The sequence below is a fragment of the Pseudomonas sp. LF-5 genome (assembly GCF_037626295.1).
Taxonomy (GTDB): domain Bacteria; phylum Pseudomonadota; class Gammaproteobacteria; order Pseudomonadales; family Pseudomonadaceae; genus Aquipseudomonas; species Aquipseudomonas monsensis.
In genome coordinates this window covers 1,469,632-1,487,559 of sequence record NZ_JARKMT010000001.1, presented here as the reverse complement: position 1 = coordinate 1,487,559, position 17,928 = coordinate 1,469,632, and the positions used below count along the sequence as shown (strand labels likewise).

Annotated in this window: 16 protein-coding genes and 2 pseudogenes; 12 read left to right on the top strand and 6 right to left on the bottom strand. The window is 61.4% G+C overall.

What is annotated here, in order from left to right:
* Window positions 1–9: 9 nt before the first annotated feature.
* Together PseuLF5_RS06650 and PseuLF5_RS06645 are read right to left on the bottom strand one after the other, a co-directional pair.
* Complete coding sequence (locus PseuLF5_RS06650; protein ID WP_340133217.1) at window positions 10–1,311, bottom strand: sensor histidine kinase; 1,302 nt, start codon at window positions 1,309–1,311, stop codon at window positions 10–12.
* Window positions 1,308–2,048 (bottom strand): response regulator, encoded by a 741-nt coding sequence (locus tag PseuLF5_RS06645; RefSeq protein ID WP_123467623.1) that lies wholly within the window; start codon window positions 2,046–2,048, stop codon window positions 1,308–1,310. The genes PseuLF5_RS06650 and PseuLF5_RS06645 overlap by 4 nt, the downstream gene beginning before the upstream one ends.
* A 296-nt stretch (window positions 2,049–2,344) precedes the next feature.
* On the opposite strand from PseuLF5_RS06645, the gene PseuLF5_RS06640 reads away from it, so the two are divergent.
* The 5 genes from PseuLF5_RS06640 (at window position 2,345) to PseuLF5_RS06620 (ending at window position 5,426) form a co-directional block, all read left to right on the top strand.
* Window positions 2,345–2,608, top strand: a complete 264-nt coding sequence (locus tag PseuLF5_RS06640; RefSeq protein ID WP_123467625.1) for a DUF2790 domain-containing protein — start codon at window positions 2,345–2,347, stop codon at window positions 2,606–2,608.
* Window positions 2,609–2,635: 27 nt separating this feature from the next.
* Window positions 2,636–2,881: a hypothetical protein gene (locus PseuLF5_RS06635; protein ID WP_123467627.1), complete on the top strand. Its 246-nt coding sequence runs from the start codon at window positions 2,636–2,638 to the stop codon at window positions 2,879–2,881.
* A gap of 48 nt (window positions 2,882–2,929) precedes the next feature.
* Window positions 2,930–4,141 (top strand): cytochrome c biogenesis protein DipZ, encoded by a 1,212-nt coding sequence (locus PseuLF5_RS06630; RefSeq protein ID WP_340133216.1) that lies wholly within the window; start codon window positions 2,930–2,932, stop codon window positions 4,139–4,141.
* A gap of 166 nt (window positions 4,142–4,307) precedes the next feature.
* Window positions 4,308–4,580, top strand: coding sequence for a DUF4242 domain-containing protein (locus PseuLF5_RS06625; RefSeq protein ID WP_123467631.1), 273 nt, complete (start codon window positions 4,308–4,310; stop codon window positions 4,578–4,580).
* 33 nt (window positions 4,581–4,613) lie between these two features.
* The gene (locus PseuLF5_RS06620) at window positions 4,614–5,426 is read left to right on the top strand and encodes a class I SAM-dependent methyltransferase (RefSeq protein ID WP_123467633.1); all 813 of its coding nucleotides are present in this window, start codon (window positions 4,614–4,616) and stop codon (window positions 5,424–5,426) included.
* 65 nt (window positions 5,427–5,491) lie between these two features.
* Here the strand turns inward: PseuLF5_RS06620 and pcsA are convergent, their stop codons facing one another.
* Window positions 5,492–6,214 (bottom strand): phosphatidylcholine synthase, encoded by a 723-nt coding sequence (gene pcsA, locus PseuLF5_RS06615; RefSeq protein ID WP_123467635.1) that lies wholly within the window; start codon window positions 6,212–6,214, stop codon window positions 5,492–5,494.
* A 259-nt stretch (window positions 6,215–6,473) separates the two neighbouring features.
* Between pcsA and PseuLF5_RS06610 the strand changes: the two are divergent.
* The 4 genes and pseudogenes from PseuLF5_RS06610 to ligD all read left to right on the top strand — a co-directional run bounded on the left by PseuLF5_RS06610 (window position 6,474) and on the right by ligD (window position 12,410).
* Window positions 6,474–7,215, top strand: a pseudogene (locus PseuLF5_RS06610) (tellurite resistance TerB family protein).
* Between the two features lie 184 nt (window positions 7,216–7,399).
* Window positions 7,400–8,776, top strand: a complete 1,377-nt coding sequence (locus PseuLF5_RS06605) for an iron-containing redox enzyme family protein (protein ID WP_340133215.1) — start codon at window positions 7,400–7,402, stop codon at window positions 8,774–8,776.
* A gap of 11 nt (window positions 8,777–8,787) precedes the next feature.
* Entirely contained in the window at window positions 8,788–9,741 is a 954-nt protein-coding gene (locus PseuLF5_RS06600; RefSeq protein WP_340133214.1) for a class I SAM-dependent methyltransferase, read from the top strand.
* Window positions 9,742–9,758: 17 nt separating this feature from the next.
* On the top strand, window positions 9,759–12,410 hold the full coding sequence (gene ligD / locus PseuLF5_RS06595) for a DNA ligase D (protein ID WP_340133213.1): 2,652 nt from the start codon (window positions 9,759–9,761) through the stop codon (window positions 12,408–12,410).
* Here ligD and PseuLF5_RS06590 read toward each other — a convergent pair whose 3' ends face one another.
* From PseuLF5_RS06590 to sodC, 3 genes are all read right to left on the bottom strand, one after another.
* Window positions 12,411–12,812, bottom strand: coding sequence for a hypothetical protein (locus tag PseuLF5_RS06590; protein WP_185015820.1), 402 nt, complete (start codon window positions 12,810–12,812; stop codon window positions 12,411–12,413).
* Between the two features lie 80 nt (window positions 12,813–12,892).
* Complete coding sequence (locus PseuLF5_RS06585; RefSeq protein WP_025111286.1) at window positions 12,893–13,207, bottom strand: DUF2388 domain-containing protein; 315 nt, start codon at window positions 13,205–13,207, stop codon at window positions 12,893–12,895.
* 154 nt (window positions 13,208–13,361) lie between these two features.
* Complete coding sequence (sodC, locus tag PseuLF5_RS06580) at window positions 13,362–13,883, bottom strand: superoxide dismutase family protein (RefSeq protein ID WP_222833187.1); 522 nt, start codon at window positions 13,881–13,883, stop codon at window positions 13,362–13,364.
* A gap of 211 nt (window positions 13,884–14,094) precedes the next feature.
* Here sodC and PseuLF5_RS28155 point away from each other — a divergent pair.
* The 3 genes and pseudogenes from PseuLF5_RS28155 to mqo all read left to right on the top strand — a co-directional run.
* Window positions 14,095–14,874: pseudogene (locus PseuLF5_RS28155) on the top strand (MCP four helix bundle domain-containing protein); the annotation flags it as partial.
* Complete coding sequence (locus PseuLF5_RS28150) at window positions 14,869–15,732, top strand: methyl-accepting chemotaxis protein (RefSeq protein ID WP_445262415.1); 864 nt, start codon at window positions 14,869–14,871, stop codon at window positions 15,730–15,732. The pseudogene PseuLF5_RS28155 and the gene PseuLF5_RS28150, both read left to right, overlap by 6 nt.
* 497 nt (window positions 15,733–16,229) lie before the next feature.
* Window positions 16,230–17,879 (top strand): malate dehydrogenase (quinone), encoded by a 1,650-nt coding sequence (gene mqo / locus PseuLF5_RS06570; RefSeq protein WP_128615404.1) that lies wholly within the window; start codon window positions 16,230–16,232, stop codon window positions 17,877–17,879.
* Window positions 17,880–17,928: the final 49 nt, after the last annotated feature.

Genomic DNA, 17,928 nt, shown 5'->3' with positions numbered 1-17,928 from the left:
TCCCACAGGTCAGAGCGGCAGCTTCAGTTCCGCGCACAGCCCGCCGCCCTCGCGGTTGCTCAGGCTCAGCGAGCCACCCAGTGCCATCGCCAGTTGTTGCGCGATCGCCAGCCCCAGCCCGGTGCCGCCGGTTTCGCGGTTGCGCGAGTTTTCCACGCGGTAGAACGGTTCCATCACCTGCTGCAGCTCGGCCTCGGCAATGCCCGGGCCGCGATCCATGACGGTCAGCCTCAGGCTGCCGTTGTTCGCTTCGACCCATACCTCAGCCGCGCCGGCGAACTTCAGGGCGTTGTCGGTCAGGTTCACCAATACCCGGCGCAACGCATGTGGGCGGGTGTCGATGACCACTTCACTCTTGCCGATCAGTTGCACGTCCTTGCCCATGTCCTGATAGTCGAACACCAGGCTTTCGAGAAACGAATCCATGTTGGTGCGGCGGCTTTCTTCAGTTGAGCCATGGATGCTGCGCGCATACGCCACGCCTTCGCGCACCAGGTGTTCCATCTCGCCAAGGTCGTTCCACAGCTTGTCCTTTTCCGCCGAGTCGTCCATGAACTCGGCGCGCAGCTTCATCCGGGTGATTGGCGTTTGCAGGTCGTGGGAAATGGCGGCAAGCAATTGCATGCGCTCTCTCAGGTAGGCGGCGATACGGGCTTGCATCGTGTTGAAGGCGCGGGCCGCGTAGACCACTTCGGTAGGGCCTTGCTCGTCGAGGTTGATCGGATGGGCATTGGGGTCGAGGGTTTCCACGGCGTTGGCGAGGCGGGTGAGGGGGCTGATTGCAATCCGCACTGCCAGCCAGGTGCAGGCGATCATCAGCGCCAGTTGGCCGAGCAACACCGCCGGCAGCCACGGCGACAGCGGCACCATCGACGGCCGCACATCTATGGTTACCGGGCTGCCATCGCTCAGGCGCAGATGCCCCTGAAAGTGTTTTTTCGGCCCGGGAATGTCGGTGAAGGTCAATGGATAGTGTTCGCCGATGGCGTCGGTGATCGAGGTGACGGCAATCGGCACGTCGCCGGCCTTGATCGGCACGCCCGCTTCACCTGCATTGAGCAGATAGGCGTAATTGGCCCGGGCCAGACGCGACAGCCACGCCGGGCGTTCCTCGGCGGGCAAGCGGTCGAGGATCGCAATCGAGGTTGACACGTCGGTCTGCAGATTGCCGAGCATGGTGTTCCTGGCCATCTGGTAGCGCTCGTAATACTGCGCGCCGAATGACAACGCCTGGGCCAGGATCATGCCGATCAGAAAAATCAGCCACACTCGCGAAGTCAGCGTGCGCGGCCAATGCAGGTTGAGGCTCATGCCGGCGCCCCGAGGATTTCGACCGGCAGCGAGAATACATAACCTTCGCTGCGCACGGTCTTGATGTACGCCGGTTCGCGCGCGTCATCCAGCAGCCGTTGACGCAAACGGCTGACCAGCAAATCGATGGAACGGTCGAACAGGTCGGCGTCACGGCCCTGGGTCAGGTTGAGCAGTTGATCACGGCTGAGTACCCGTTGCGGGTGATCGAGAAATACCCGCAGCAAGCGGTATTCGGCGCCGCTGAGGGCGACCATGGTGCCGTCCTTGTCCAGCAGGTGCCGCGCCGACGTGTCCAGTTGCCAGCGCCCGAAGGCCAGCAGGCGGCCGGCCTCGGTCACCACCAGGTTGGGCGGCAGCATCCGTGTGCGCCGCAGCACGGCGTTGATCCGCGCGAGCAACTCACGGGCGGCGAAGGGTTTGGTCAGGTAATCGTCCGCGCCCATTTCCAGGCCGATGATGCGGTCGGTTTCATCATTGCGCGCGGTCAGCATCAGCACCGGCGTGGCCTTGTGTTTGCCCACCCGCAGTTCGCGGCACAACTGCAGGCCATCGTCGCCGGGCATCATGATGTCGAGCACGATCAGGTCGACCGTGTTCGTTTCGAGAAAGCTGCGCATCTGCCGGCCATCGGCGACCACGGTGGTGCGCAGACCGTTTTTTTTCAGGTAGTTGCCCACCAGTTCGCGGATCTCGCGGTCGTCGTCGACGATGAGAATGTGATCGACATGGTCCATCGGTTCAAACCTCCAGCAAAGGGGAATGCCGTGCAGTTTATAGCGCCATCGACGACCTGCCTGCAGGCCTTTGTATTGCAGTGTATCCAGCGTGAGCACGGATACACGGCGAGGCAAAAACGGCCGCCTCCCCGGGTTTTGTATCGTTGTGTATCCCCGACCGGCAGAGATACGTAACGACTTATCCGCGCGGTTTTCCGACACATCCGCGATACCTCGCGAGCCTCAAATAGGCTCCATCGAGGCACACACAGATGGCCTCGGCTCAAACCCATTGACGCCTTGAGGAAACTCCCATGATCAGTAAAACCGCGATGGCCGCCGGCCTGTTTGCCGCCCTCAACATCTGCACCTTTGCAGCCCGTGCCGAAGCCGATGTTACCCCGCGAACCTACACCTACGGCACGCCTCTGGACATCCGCCAGGTGATCTCAATGACCCAGGACGACTCGGTGACCTGCGGCATCGTCGATGCACGCATGACGTATCTCGACTCGACCGGCGCCACGCAGGTGCTGGATTACCGCAAGTTCGCCGACGGCTGCAACAACGACAACTGAGTCATTCCAATTCTCTGGAGAGTCACCATGCACAACGTCTCGCGTTTTTTCACCGCCATCGCCTTTTCCCTCAGCGGCTTCGCTGCCCATGCCGATGCGTCGGTTGAACAGAATAGCTGCCACGGCGGCAGTTGCTTGCAGCTGACGCCGATGGCCAGACAGAGCATTGATAGCTCGCTCGCAGCCGACGGTGCCAGCCGCACGCCGCAGGGCCAGATGTTTGCCGAGAACGGCGCAAGCCGCACACCGCAGGGCCTGTGGCTGCAAAGCTAGAGCGCTTGAGTCCTCCACAAGGGCGCACATTTACACAGGGTGATCATCATGTATCTCATTGCATTCCTAGGCGGTCTGCTGACCGTCCTCAGTCCCTGCATTTTGCCGGTGGTGCCGTTCCTGTTCGCCGGCGCCAACCGCCGGCGCTCGTCGATCCTGCTGACCCTCGGTGGCATGGCCCTGACTTTTGCGCTGATCTCCAGCCTGGCCGTGGTCAGCAGCGAATGGGTGATTCAGGCCAGTAACACCGGGCGGCAGGTGGCGTTGCTCGTGATGATCGCGTTCGCCCTGGCGCTGATCTCGGCACGCATCGGCGACTGGCTGACCCGGCCGTTGGTCCTGCTCGGCAATCGCCTTGATGCCGACAACCGCAAGACGGCCGGGTCGACGGGCTCGATCCTGCTCGGTGTTGCCACCGGACTGCTGTGGGCGCCGTGTGCCGGCCCGATCCTTGGCGTGATCCTCACCGGGGCGATGCTGCAAGGCGCCAATGCTCACACCAGTCTGTTGTTGCTGGCGTATGGCGCAGGCAGTGCGTTGGCGCTGGGCACTTTGATTTTCGCCGGGCGCGGGCTGGTCAACCGGCTGAAACCGTCGATCCCGTTCACGGGCTGGTTTCGTCGCGGGGCAGGTGTTTCCGTGCTGGCTGCGGCGGCGGTGATTGCCACCGGGGCAGACAAGACGTTACTGGCCGGGACGTCTTCCGAAGGTGTCGCCAGCGTCGAAAACAGCGTGCTGGAAAACGTGCCGAAAGTGGTCGATTACCTGGTCAGCAAAGTCCGCGCCGACTCGATGCAGAACGACAGCAAGGGCGCGATGCCGTCGTTGTCCGGCGCCGTGCAATGGCTCAACTCCCCGGAGCCGAGCGCCGAATCCCTGCGCGGCAAAGTGGTGCTGGTGGATTTCTGGACCTACGACTGCATCAACTGCCAGCACACCTTGCCTTACGTCAAAGACTGGGCGCAGAAGTACCAGAAGGACGGCCTGGTGGTGATCGGCGTGCACACCCCGGAATACGGCTATGAGCGCATCATCGACAACGTCAAGGCGCAGGTGCGCAAGCTCGGCATCACCTACCCGGTGGCAATCGACAATGATTACGCGATCTGGCGTCACTTCGATAATCAGTACTGGCCGGCGCACTACCTGATCGATGCCAAGGGGCAGGTGCGTTACAGCCATTTCGGCGAAGGCCGCTACGAGGCGCAGGAGCAGATGATCCGCCAGTTGCTGGAAGAGGCCAAAGCCCCCGCAGCCTGAGGCAGGAGCTGTTACAACGGCTTAACAGATTCACGCCACTCATCGGCAAAGCCGGGTTAATTCCGCTTCGCCGGACGACCGGCAGGGACGCCGGCGGGACTCGGCGCGATAGTGATTGAGCAGGGCTACTGCCGGTCCTGCCACATAACAAGAACGCGAGGTTGCCATGCCGAAATTCGTGATTGAACGCGAGATTCCAGGAGCCGGAAAGCTGTCGGAAGAAGAACTCAAGGCCGTGTCGCAAACATCCTGCCAGGCGTTACGTGAACTCGGGCCGCAAGTGCAGTGGCTGCAGAGCTACGTCACCGCCGACAAAGTCTATTGCGTGTACATCGCTCCCGATGAAGCGCAAGTACGCGAGCATGCCCGGCTGGGTGGGTTCCCGGCCAACAGCGTGGCGCGGGTGATGACGGTCATCGATCCGACGACCGCCGAATGATGTCGGCTTCAACCTGCCGTGGAGCTCGACGCCATGAGTACCCCGATTGATCTGACAGCCCTGAAAGAACGCCAGAAAGTCGCCTGGGCCAGCGGCGATTACGCCGTGATCGGTACCACCTTGCAAATCGTCGGCGAAAACCTCGCCGAGGCCTGCGACCTGCGTTGCGACGAGGAGGTGCTGGACGTTGCCGCCGGCAACGGCAACGCCACACTGGCGGCGGCGCGGCGCGGCTGTCTGGTGACCTCGACCGACTATGTCGCGGCCTTGCTCGAACGCGGCCAGGATCGCGCCCGGGCCGAACATCTGGACGTGACCTTTCAGGTGGCCGATGCCGAAGCCTTGCCGTTTGCCGACGACAGTTTTGCCGCAGTGCTGTCGACCTTCGGCGTGATGTTCGCACCCGATCAGGCCCAGGCCGCCGCCGAACTGGCGCGGGTCTGTCGTCGGGGCGGACGGATCGGTCTGGCCAACTGGACCCCAGAAGGTTTTGTCGGCCAGATGTTCAAGACCCTCAGCCGCCATCTGCCACCGCCGCCCGTAGCCCAGCCGCCGGCAAACTGGGGCACCGAAGCCTGGCTGCACACGCATTTCAACGATCACGATTTTGTCGTGCAAGTGACCCGGCGCACCTTCAATTTCCGTTATCGCTCGGCGCTGCATTTCATCGACATCTTTCGTCATTGGTACGGGCCGGTGCACAAGGCCTTCGCGGCGCTCCCGCCAGAGAGCGGTCAGGCACTGGAGAGTGATCTGGCGGATTTGCTCAACCGCTCGAATCGAGCGGGGGAGGCATCGCTGGTGGTGCCGAGCGAGTATCTGGAGGTGGTGATCACCAAACGCTGATCACGCAAAAGCGAACGTCCTCTGCAGGCGCGAGCCTGCAGAGGAGATGTGTTGCGGCGGATGGCCTATTTCAACTGGGCCCGATCAAACCACTCCAGCGCCGTGCGCCAGATGCAGATGCCCAGGAAGTACGCCGACATCAGCAACCACAACCCCATCACCAGCGGGTTGATCAGCGGATGGTTGAGCACCAGCGACAGGCTGCACAGCAGCCAGATCGCCGTCACCGCAATGTTGATTGGCATGAACCGGCGCACGCGGAACGGGTGCAGGAACTTCATTCGCGTCACCGTCAACAGCGCCAGGCCGATCACGGTGAGGAACGTGATCCACGGCCCCGGGCCGATGATGTACAGACACAGCGCCACCACGTTCCACGCCGCGGGGAAACCGACGAAATAGTTGTCCTTGCTCTTCATGTTGACGTTGCAGAAACAGAACAGTGATGACACCAGAATCAGCGACACGGTCAGCAGCAAGGTGTAGTCCGGCAACGGAATGTAGCGATAGATGAACAGGGCCGGGATGAAAACGTACGTCAGGTAGTCGATCACCAGGTCGAGGATCGAGCCGTCGAAACTCGGCAGTACCGATTGCACGTTGACCTTGCGTGCCAGCGCACCGTCGAGGCCGTCGACGATCAGCGCCACGCCCAGCCACATCAGGCAGTGGGTCGGCTGGTTTTCCAGCAGGGCGAGGGTGGCGAGGAAGGCGGTGACCACGCCGGTCGCGGTAAAACCATGGGCGCCCCATGCTTTGAGCCTGGCGATGTGTAGAGTCGATATCACGGGGGCGTTCTCCAGAAAGTGAAGCAAGCCGGTTATCACCCTCGTTCAGAAGGGCGCCGGCAAACCGGGTCGGGGTTGCAGCTATCGACCGGTCTGGCCGGGATAAGGTTCACCTGCCATGAATCTTAGCTGGCCGCCAAAAAATGCGTTGGGCGAAATGATTCAGCGGATGGTGCGTCGGCCAAACGGTGCTGGCGCAATGGCCGCACCGGTCTATCGTTGCCAGACGCGGCCAATACCAACGCCGGAGGATGACGTCATGAACACCAGCGATTTGCTCGAACAACTGCTGCGAGGCCAGGCCTCGGCGGGACAACAGGAAAGCGCTTCGGCCGGTGGCGGTCTGGGTGGATTGCTGGGTGGTCTGTTGGGTGGCGGTCAAGCCAGTGGCGGCGGTTCGGCGGCGCCCGGCGGGCTGAGCGGATTGGGTGGTTTGCTCGGCGGGCTGCTTGGCGGTGGCGGTGGGCTGGGGGGCATGCTCGGGGGTGGTGGTACGCAAAGCCGTTCCGGCGCTACCAATTACGCTGCGTTGGCGTCGCTGGGGATGATGGCGTTCCAGGCATATCAGGCCTGGCAACGCAGCCAGGCCAGCGCGGCACCGCAGCAAACCCCGCAAACAGCTAACTTGCTGGCTGGCCCCGACATTGAAGAACACAGCCATGCAGTGCTGCGCGCCTTGATCGCGGCGGCCAAGGCTGACGGACGCATTTGATGAAGCGGAAAGAGACCGGATCAGCTGCGAAATCGGCAAACACGCCGAGGACCCGCAGTTGCAGCAATGGCTCGACGCCGAGTTCGCCAAACCGCTGGATCCAGCGGAAGTTGCCCAATCGGCACAAGGTGATCCAGCGGTTGCCGCCGAAATGTACCTGGCCAGCGTAATGCTGGTGGATGACCAGCAAGCGGCCGAGCGTAATTATCTGGATGAACTGGCGGCGGCCTTGCAGATCGATCCGCAGTTGCAGGTGCATCTGGAAGAACAGGTCAAGGGCACGGCCTGAAAGCCAAGGATCGTCCGATCGCGGTCTGAACCTTCGGCAGCTCCTGCACAGGGGAGAACAAGGGGGCGGGTACTCCGTCCGTCCGGGCAATTTTCACGTCGATTGAATTTTTCGCAGGCGTCACCTCTCTGCTGCTGTAGAGGCGTGTGAATCAGCGTCCTGCCAATCGACCGAGAATTTAGCCATGACTGTCCTGACTCGCCTGCCTTCTGCGCCGGCACAATCGCAAGCGCTCCATCCTGCCGGCAATCTGCGGCAGCTGTATGAAGCGCTGCTGCGCGATGAAAATCCCCGGGAACGTGCTCACGCTTTTTTGCAGGAGCAGTTGCAACAGGCCGCAGATATCGCTGAAACCTTGCCACGCGATCCTGGGCGCTGGCATGAGTGGATGACCGCGCACTGTACCGAGGTCGCCCGGCGATACGCCGACTACCTGCAACAACGCCAGGCAGGCGGCCCGCGGCAGTTCTTCAGCAACAAGGCTCAGGCGCTGTACTTTCTGCAAGCCGTCGCACCGACCAAACTGGTCGATGGTGCCTGGCTGTCCGGCCTTTTGCCGCAGTGGCACGATCCGCGTTTCGCGGGGCTGTTGAGCACCTATCTGGAAGAACTTGGCGAGGGCAATCCGGCGCAGAATCATGTGGTGATTTACCGCAAACTGTTGGCCGATCACGACCTGCAGGAAAGCGCCGCCATCGCCGATGAATACTACCTGCAAGGCGCGCTGCAACTGGCGCTGGGGCTTGGCGGCATGGACTGTCTGCCGGAGGTGATTGGCTACAACCTCGGCTACGAACAATTGCCGCTGCACCTGCTGATCAGCAGTTACGAACTCAGCGAACTGGGCATCAATCCGTACTATTTCACCCTGCACGTGACCATTGATAACGCCAGCACCGGGCATGCGCAAAAAGCCGTGCAGGCTGTGCTCGACCTGCTGCCGCTGGAAGCCGATCGCAGCGAGTTTCTGCGACGGGTTTCTTTGGGCTATCGCCTCAACGATCTGGGCCAGGGCAGTCGCGCGATCATTGAAGGCTTCGATCTTGAGCGCGAGTTGCTGGCGATGCTCGAGCGCAAGCGGCCGTTCGGCCAGCACCTGCATTCGGACTATTGCCGTTTTGAAGGCCAGACCGTCAATCAGTGGCTGGCGACGCCGGAGCAGTTGCCCGGTTTCCTTCAGGCCATGCAAGACAAAGGCTGGATCAAGCGCAATCAAGACCCGCAAGCCAGTCGCTTCTGGCAACTGATCTGCGGCGATGGCGCCGCGATGTTCGGCGTGTTCAACGCCTATGAAAAACAACTGTTGCACGACTGGATTGCCGGCAGCTGGACATCCCCGAAAGCGGTGAAACCCGCTCGGCGCCATGGCCAGACTTCGGCACCCGCGGTCATTCCCGAGCAGGATCCCGACCTCCAGCAATTGAACGCAGCGCTGCAAGGCCAGGACGATCACGCGCAAATGGCGCTGCTCATCCCGTGGCTGGCGCCGGCGCGGCATGCGCATCCGGCCGGATTGCTCGCGACTCGCCGCTTTATCGAACTCAAATCCCGCCTGCCTTAAGGAGCGACCCAATGATTCAGGAAGATTCACTGTGCGCCGATGATCTTGCACTGTTGCAACTGGGCCGCCGCCTGCAAGCCGACGGTTATCGTTTTATCACGCCCACCCCGCTGACCCACCAACGGGTCAACCAGCGCAACGAAGGCCAGGCGGTCGATTCCCTGCGCGATGTGTTCGGCTGGTCGCGGCCATTTGAAGCTGGGCTGTTGTCCGCCGATGAACTGCAGCAACTGCAGGACGCTCAGGTCATCGACACTTACGACGGTTGCTTCAAGAGCCGGGTGCGCTGGTCGAGTCTGGATGACTTGCTGTTTGTGCATTCGGCGTTCCCCACCGACGCCGCCGACGCGGTGTTTTTCGGCCCCGACACCTATCGGTTTGCGCAACTGATTCACGCTCACCTGCAGCAGAATTTTGCCCCGATCAAACGCGCCGTCGATATCGGCTGCGGCGCCGGGGTCGGCGCGATCCTCATCGGCCGGGCGCGGCGTGAAGCGCAAGTGCTGGCGCTGGACATCAATCCCGCCGCGCTGCGCCTGACCACGATCAACGCGGCGCTGGCCGAGGTGGCCAACGTCGAAGCCTGCGCCAGCGATCTGTTGCAGGGGGTCGAGGGCGAGTTCGACCTGATCGTCGCCAACCCACCGTATATGGCCGATCCGGCGGCGCGCGCCTATCGACATGGCGGCGGTACCCTGGGCGCCGGGCTGTCGCTGTGCATCGTCGAGCAATCACTGAATCGCCTGACACCTGGAGGTTCGCTGCTGCTCTACACCGGCGTGGCAATGGTCGATGGCCACGATCCGTTTCTCGACACGGTGCTGCCGCGCCTGGATCAAAAGCGCTTTGGCTGGACCTACCGCGAACTCGATCCCGATGTCTTCGGCGAGGAGTTGCTCAACCCCGGCTATCAGCGGGTTGACCGGATTGCCGTGGTGGCGCTGACCGTGACCCGAATTGGCTGAAACAAGGCAGGTGTGCGATGACCAGGAACCTCGACGACTACAACCGCATGCGCGATTTCTCGGCGACCTCGGAGCCTGCCGCCGTCAAGCGCCCGGGACGCAAAACCGCCGGCAACCACGCCTTGCAGTTCTGCATCCAGAAGCACGACGCGTCGCACCTGCATTATGACTTTCGCCTGGAACTCGACGGTGCGCTGAAAAGCTGGGCGGTGCCCAAGGGCCCGTCACTCGACCCCAAGGTCAAGCGCCTGGCGGTGCATGTCGAGGATCACCCGCTTGATTACGCCACCTTCGAGGGCAGCATTCCCGAGGGGCACTACGGCGCCGGGGATGTGATTGTCTGGGATCGTGGCGTGTGGATCCCGCTGGAAGACCCGCAAAAAGCCTACGCCAAAGGCAAGCTCAAGTTCGAACTGCAAGGCGAGAAACTCGCCGGGATCTGGAATCTGGTGCGCACGCACATGCCGGGCAAGAAAGAGAACTGGTTTCTGATCAAGCATCAGGACAGTGCCGCCCGCCCGCAGGAGGATTACGACGTACTGGTCGCCGAGCCGGACAGCGTATTGAGTGAGCGGACAATTGTCGGCAAACCCAAACTGGCGGCCGAAACCAGCAAAACGGCGAAAAAGACTAAGACCCCATCACGCAAGCCGACCAGCGCCACGCTCGGCGGGGCGCACAAGGCGAAAATGCCTGCCTCGCTCAAACCGCAACTGGCGACGCTGGTCGACAGTGCGCCGCAGGGCCAGTGGAGTTACGAGATCAAGTTCGACGGTTACCGGATCATGGCGCGGATCGACGGTGACCAGGTGCAACTGTTCACACGCAATGGCCATGACTGGACGCACAAACTGCCGCAACAAGCTGCGGCGCTGACCGCGCTGGGTCTCGAGTCGGCGTGGCTCGATGGCGAAATGGTCGTTGCCGATGAACACGGCGTGCCGGATTTCCAGGCGCTGCAAAACGCTTTCGAGAGCGGACGCAGCGGCAACATTCTTTATTACCTGTTCGATCTGCCGTATCTCAACGGCGTCGACCTGCGCGAAGTGCCGGTCGAGGAGCGCCGCGCGGCCCTGTCCACAGTGCTCGGTGCCCATGAACAACCGTTGCTGCGGTTCTCCGAGGCGTTCGATGAAACCCCGGAGGCGCTGCTCAACAGCGCCTGCCAGATGCAGATGGAGGGCGTGATCGGCAAGCGCCTCGGCTCGCCTTATGTGTCCCGCCGCAGTGGCGACTGGATCAAACTCAAATGCAAACACCGGCAGGAATTCGTGATCGTCGGCTACACCGATCCGAAAGGCTCGCGCAGTGCTTTCGGCGCCTTGTTGCTGGGCCTGCATGATCGCGACAGGGGTGAACTGCGCTATGCCGGCAAGGTCGGCACCGGTTTCAACGAGACCACGTTGAAAACCCTCCTGGGCCAGCTCAAACCCTTGCAGGTGAAGAAAGCCGCCGTGGTCAATCCACCGAGCGGTTTCGAAGCCAAGGGCGTGCATTGGTTGAAACCGAAATTGCTCGCCGAAGTCGCGTTCGCCGAAATGACCCAGGACGGTTCGGTGCGCCACGCAGTGTTCCATGGCCTGCGCGATGACAAGCCGGCCAAGGACATCACCGAAGAGCGAGCGAAGCCCGTGAAGACATCCAGAAGCAAGGCCTCCGACAGCAAGGCTTCCGCCGGCAAGCCTTCCGCCAGCAAGCCTTCCACCAGCAAAGCAGGCGCAAAAAAACCGGCAACAAAATCCGCAGCGAGCAAGGCGCAAACCGTGCCGTCACAACGGGACCTGGCCAATGGCAAGGTGCGCATCACTCACCCGGACCGGGTGATCGACGCCGTCAGCGGCACCACCAAGATGCAACTGGCCGAGTACTACGCCAGCGTCGCCGAATGGATTCTGCCGCAACTCAAGGATCGCCCGGTGGCGTTGGTGCGTGCTCCGGATGGTATCGCCGGCGAACTGTTCTTCCAGAAAAACGCCGAGCGGCTGGCGATTCCTGGCATCACAACGCTGGACAAGGATGTCACCGGTCAGCCCGTGATGTTGATCAACAATGCTGAAGCGTTGATCGGCGCAGTGCAGATGAGCACGGTCGAACTGCACACGTGGAATGCCACCACAGTCGATCTGGACAAGCCCGATCGCCTCGTCCTCGACCTCGACCCAGACCCGGCGCTGCCGTGGAAAAGCATGGTCGAAGCCACTGCGCTGACGCTAACAGTGCTCGATGAACTGGGCCTCAAGGCCTTTCTGAAAACCAGTGGCGGCAAGGGTATCCATTTGGTCGTACCGCTGACCCGTAAGCTCGGCTGGGACGAGGTCAAGGACTTCAGCCACGCAATCGTCAGCCACATCGCCAAGCTGTTGCCGGATCGTTTTTCGGCGGTGTCGGGGCCGAAAAACCGCGTCGGACGGATCTTCATCGACTACCTGCGCAACGGTCTGGGGGCCACCACCATTTGCGCCTACGCGGCGCGTACCCGTGAGGGCTTGCCGGTGTCGGTGCCGCTGTTTCGTGAGGAGGTCGCCGAGATCAAGGGCGGCAACCAGTGGAACATCCACAATATTCACGAGCGCCTGGCTGAGGTCGGCGACGAACCCTGGGCAGACATGAAGAAAACCCGTCAGAGCATCACCGCACAGATGCGCAAACGGGTCGGCATGCACCCGTGATCAGGTATCACGCAGCAAGTCGTGGGCGTTGAGCAGTTCGAAGGCGATTTGCGGATGATTTTCCAGGCCGCGACGAATCGCTGCCGGGATCGCCGCACGTGTCTTGCGACAAAGTCCCGGCAACTCATCAATTTGAATGGCGATGCCGCGCATGGTGCGCACTTCGTTGAAACCGGGCGCGACATCGACGCGAATCCCCAGTTGCTCGAACATGCGCTGTTGCAGGTGCCGCAGATCGGCAAGATCCTTGAGCCTCTCCAGACGCGCCAGCAGGCGTTTTTCTTCCTCGCGGGTCAGGCGCAGGATGCGCACATCCGCGCCGGGCGTTTCCAGCAACGGATCGCGCCCGCAATTGCAGGCGCCGGGCGGGCAGGGTGAGCGCAGGGGCACAGAAGTCGTCATGGCCTCCATCATAGAGGCCGTCGGACAGTTTTGCCTATGCGCCGTCAGCGGCCATCCATCGGCCGCGTCATCCCTGACGGCTACTGATTCAGACCTTCGTAATGCACCAGAATCGCATTGGCGAGGTCTTCATCGCTGGCGTTGAGACCGGGGTTGTCGTGACGCACCTGTTGCAAGACCGACTCAAGATAAACCCCACGGATGGCCCCGCCGCTGGCGACAAATGCAGACAAGTCGTCACGGGCCGGGATCACCATCTTGTGATCCTTGAAGGTCGAGTACAGCGACGCGGAGACACCCGCCGAGGTGGCAACATCACCCGCATCGACGCGGGCCAGCGCCGAACCGACCGGCAGGCATAAGAGTAAAGAAGAAACGAGCACTAACTTGCGCATGACGGTGTTCCTCCACAAGCGCGAAGCAAAAAGGAAGTACTGCATAGTGTGAGAGGGGCGCGGTGGGGCGGAGTTCCGTAGGGCGCTAAAGTCTGTGTGAATGCAAAAAAAGACTCGGGCAACACCGTTAAGGGTTGCCCGGGTTCACGCGCGCTCAGATCACCCCGCAGGCCATGCGGTCGCCGCCACCGCCCAAAGGTTTCGGCTGGTCGGAGTGATTGTCGCCGCCGGCGTGGATCATCAGTGCGTGGCCCTTGATCTGGGAGATTGTCTTCAGGCGCGGTGCCAGCACCGGATAGCTGGCCATGCCGTCGGCGGTCACGTAAACCGCCGGCAGGTCACCCAGATGGCCATCGGCATAAGGGCCGAGGTGTTTGCCGGTTTTCTGCGGGTCGAAGTGCCCTCCGGCGGCCAGTGCGGCGCCTTTCACGCCATCCTTCATGCCGGCTTCGCAACTGCCGTTTTCATGGACATGGAAACCATGTACGCCGGCCGGCAGGGATTTCAGGTCCGGGGTGAACAACAGGCCATACGGCGTCTCACTGACCGTAATCGAGCCGATGGCCTGCGGCGCGCCATTGGCACTGACCAGATTGATGGCGACTTTTTCGGTGGCTGCCTGAGCCGTACCAATGGCGAAGGTGCCTAGCAATCCCAACCACAGTGCGCGTTTCATAAGCGTTTCCTTTTGCTGCCTGAGTGTTTTGAACGCCGGACTCAATAGCCCGGCGGTATTAACCCGCGATGAAGGTGTGCAAAGTGAGACTTGCCGCGCAATCCGAAAGTTTTACCGCGCTTCCCCCGCGCGCAGACACCTGCTGTCACGTTCTGGCACGGCAGACCCGCGTAAATAGGCTTAACTGAAGATCTGACAGGCGCTTGCGGGCGTGGCGAAGGGGGAGAACATTACGGTGTCGATCAAACTGCGTTTAGTGTTGCTGATTGTTACCAGCCTGCTGACGGCGTTGATCGTGAGTCTGGTCAGTTATGTCGGCAACGTGCGAATGGCTTCGGCGGTCAGCGACAATGTGGTGAGCATGAGCGCACTGCGCAACCACATGGAAGCCGACATGATGCACGACGCCCTGCGCGCCGATGTCTACTCGGCGATGTTGGTCGGGCTGGGCAAGAGCACCAGTACAGCGACCGAGGTGCGTGACTCGATCAATGAGCATGCCGGGCACTTCCGGGAAGTGCTCGATGACAACCTCAAGTTGCCGATCAACCCGACGCTGCGCACGGCGCTGGAACAGATCAAGCCGAGTCTCGATACCTACATCAATGCCGGTGAACGCATCGTCGGGCTGGCGTTGGACAACCCGGACGCCGCGCAGCAGGAACTGGGCACCTTCAACACCGCCTTCGGCCAGCTGGAAGAGCAGATGGCTGCGTTGAGTGAATTGATCGAATCCAACACGCAGCAGACCAGTGCGGCGACTGAAGCGGCGATCCGCAATGCCAACATCGCCCTCGGCGTGGTGCTGATCGCCAGCCTGTTACTGCTGTTGGCGCAAGGGCGCTGGGTCATCCTGAGCATCATGGGCCCGCTGAAGTCCGCCAGTCACATTGCCGAAAGCATCGCCCATGGCAACCTCGGCGAGCCGATCATCGAACCGACCGGCAAGGATGAAGCCAGTGCGCTGATCCGCACACTGGCGACCATGCAGCGCGATTTGCGCAACATGATCGACGTGGTGCGACGCAACGCCCACGGCGTCAGCGGCATGAGCGAACAACTGAGCCACGGTTGCCATCAGGTCGCCGACAGCAGCCAGCAACAAAGCGTCGCCGCCGGCACCATGGCCGCGGCTGCCAGCCAGATGACCGCGAGCATCGAGGAAATCACCCGCCATGCCGAACGCGCCCTGAGCATGGCCAATCAGGCTGAATCACTGGCAAAGAATGGCGGGCAGGTCATCCATCAAGTGGTCAGCGACATGGATGACATTGCGCGCTCGGCGCAACAGTCGGCGCAGGTGATTCGTACGCTGGATCAGGAATCCGAAGGCATCTTCAACATTATTCAGGTGATCAAAGGCATTGCCGATCAGACCAACCTGCTGGCGCTCAATGCCGCGATCGAGGCAGCCCGGGCCGGCGAACAGGGCCGGGGCTTCGCGGTTGTGGCGGATGAAGTGCGCAGTCTGGCGGCGCGAACCAGCGCCTCGACCCAGGAAATTGCCGCGATGGTCGCGCGCATCCAGCACAGCACCCGCGAGGCGGTCAGCAGCATGGAGGCCGGTGTGGCGCAGGTCGACAAGGGCATGGCAGTCACGGCGAACGTCGAACGGGCGATTCGGGAAATTCTGCAGGCCACGCTGAGCACGACCCAACTGGTCAACGACATCACCCGCACCATTGGCGAACAGAGCCAGGCGAGCAATGAAATCGCTCATCAGGTGGAGATGATTGCGGGGATGTCCGAGGGCAATAGCCGGGTGATCGGGCAGACGGCGAATACCACCGATGAGTTGTCGAGCCTGGCAGGGCAGTTGGCGCAGTCGGTGGATCGGTTTCGTCTGTAAGGCTGCCGTGAGTCAAGTCAGCCTGCGCTGCCGGACTGGGCCCCTTAGCGGGCAAGCCCGCTCCCACGGGGTTTTGTCGTGTGAATATCGACCCCGTGGATCGTTTGAAGGCTTCAGCCAGAGCCAGCGTCGGGTTCATGTTCAGCGTTTGCCGGCCGATAATTCCCACAGCGGAAAAAGACCATCAAGTCGGGAACAGACGCGCGGGTTTGCCCTGACGTGATATTCTTCGCGCCAACTTGGTTTGACCTTATTCAGTTTGCTTGCCTTCGGGCGGGCTGACGGAATCCCTGTCGCTCAAGTAGCTGAGCCAATAATGATAAGAAGTCAGTTCAGAAGGGACATTAACTGAGGTCGATGCAGCATGTCGGCCTTGTGTGCCCACCCGTCAAAATTGAAGTGTGCCGGAATCTGCGACGCGAGCCTGAGCGTCATCAAAGCGGATCGCATACTGATAACAGCGGCGGGCGGAAGGCGTTTTATCATAGGTGCAACAGATGTTTAAAAAAGTGAACACAGCCCTGCTGGGGCTGGCTTTGGCGATGGGGATGTCTTCCGCCAATGCTCAAGACCCGAAGAAAGTCGATGTACTGCTGATTGGCGGCGGCATCATGAGCACCACCCTGGGTGTGTGGATCAATGAGCTGGAGCCGAGCTGGTCGATGGAAATGGTCGAGCGCCTCGACGGCGTCGCCCTGGAAAGCTCCAACGGCTGGAACAACGCCGGTACCGGTCACTCGGCGCTCGCCGAGCTGAACTACACCCCGGAAGACGACAAAGGCAACGTCACGATCCCGAAAGCTGTCGAGATCAACGAAGCGTTCCAGGTCTCCCGTCAGTTCTGGGCCTGGCAGGTTCAGCAAGGCGTTCTGAAGAACCCTCGCTCGTTCATCAACACCACGCCGCACATGAGCTTCGTGTGGGGTGATGACAACATCAAGTTCCTGAAAAAGCGCTACGAAGCCCTGCAGGCGAGCCCGCTGTTCGCCGGTATGCAGTACTCCGAAGACCCGGCTGTGATCAAGAAGTGGGTTCCGCTGATGATGGAAGGGCGTGACCCGAACCAGAAAATCGCGGCCACCTGGAGCCCGCTGGGTACCGACATGAACTTCGGCGAAATCACCCGCCAGTTCGCCGCTTACCTGCAGACCAAGCCTAACTTCGACCTGAAACTGTCGAGCGAAGTCCAGGACATCACCAAGAATGCCGATGGCACCTGGCGCGTCAGCTACAAAAACCTGAAAGACGGCAGCAAAACCGAAACCGACGCCAAGTTCGTGTTCATCGGCGCTGGCGGCGGCGCGCTGCACCTGCTGCAGAAGTCGGGCATTCCTGAAGCCAAGGAATACGCGGGCTTCCCGGTTGGTGGTTCGTTCCTGGTGACCGATAACCCGGCCATCGCTGAACAGCACCTGGCCAAGGCCTACGGTAAAGCGTCGGTTGGCGCACCACCGATGTCCGTTCCGCACCTGGACACCCGTGTCCTGGACGGCAAGCGCGTCATCCTGTTTGGCCCATTCGCGACCTTCAGCACCAAGTTCCTCAAAGAAGGCTCGTACCTGGACCTGCTGACCAGCACCACCACCCACAACATCTGGCCTATGACCAAGGTCGGCATCAAGGAATACCCGCTGGTCGAGTACCTTGCTGGCCAACTGATGCTGTCGGATGAAGACCGTCTGAACGCGCTGAAGGAATACTTCCCGAACGCCAAAGCCGAAGACTGGCGCCTGTGGCAAGCCGGCCAGCGCGTGCAAATCATCAAGCGTGATGAAGCCGCGGGCGGCGTGCTGAAACTGGGCACCGAAATCGTTGCTGCACAAGACGGCACCATCGCTGGTCTGCTGGGCGCATCGCCAGGCGCGTCGACCGCTGCACCGATCATGCTGAGCGTGCTGCAGAAAGTCTTCAAAGACAAAGTCGCGACCCCTGAGTGGCAAACCAAGCTGCACCAGATCGTTCCAAGCTACGGTACTCAGCTGAACAGCGATCCAGCCAAAGTGGCTGCAGAGTGGGCTTACACTGCCAAGATCCTCGAACTGCCGACGCCTCCGGTGATCGGTCAGGTCGCTGCTCCGGCAGTCGATGCTGCGGCTGACAAGGCCAAGGCTCCGAAGGAAAACGCTGCACGTGACATGGCGCTGTAACCAGACGCCTGACACACAAAGCCCACTGAACCGGCGACGGTCAGTGGGC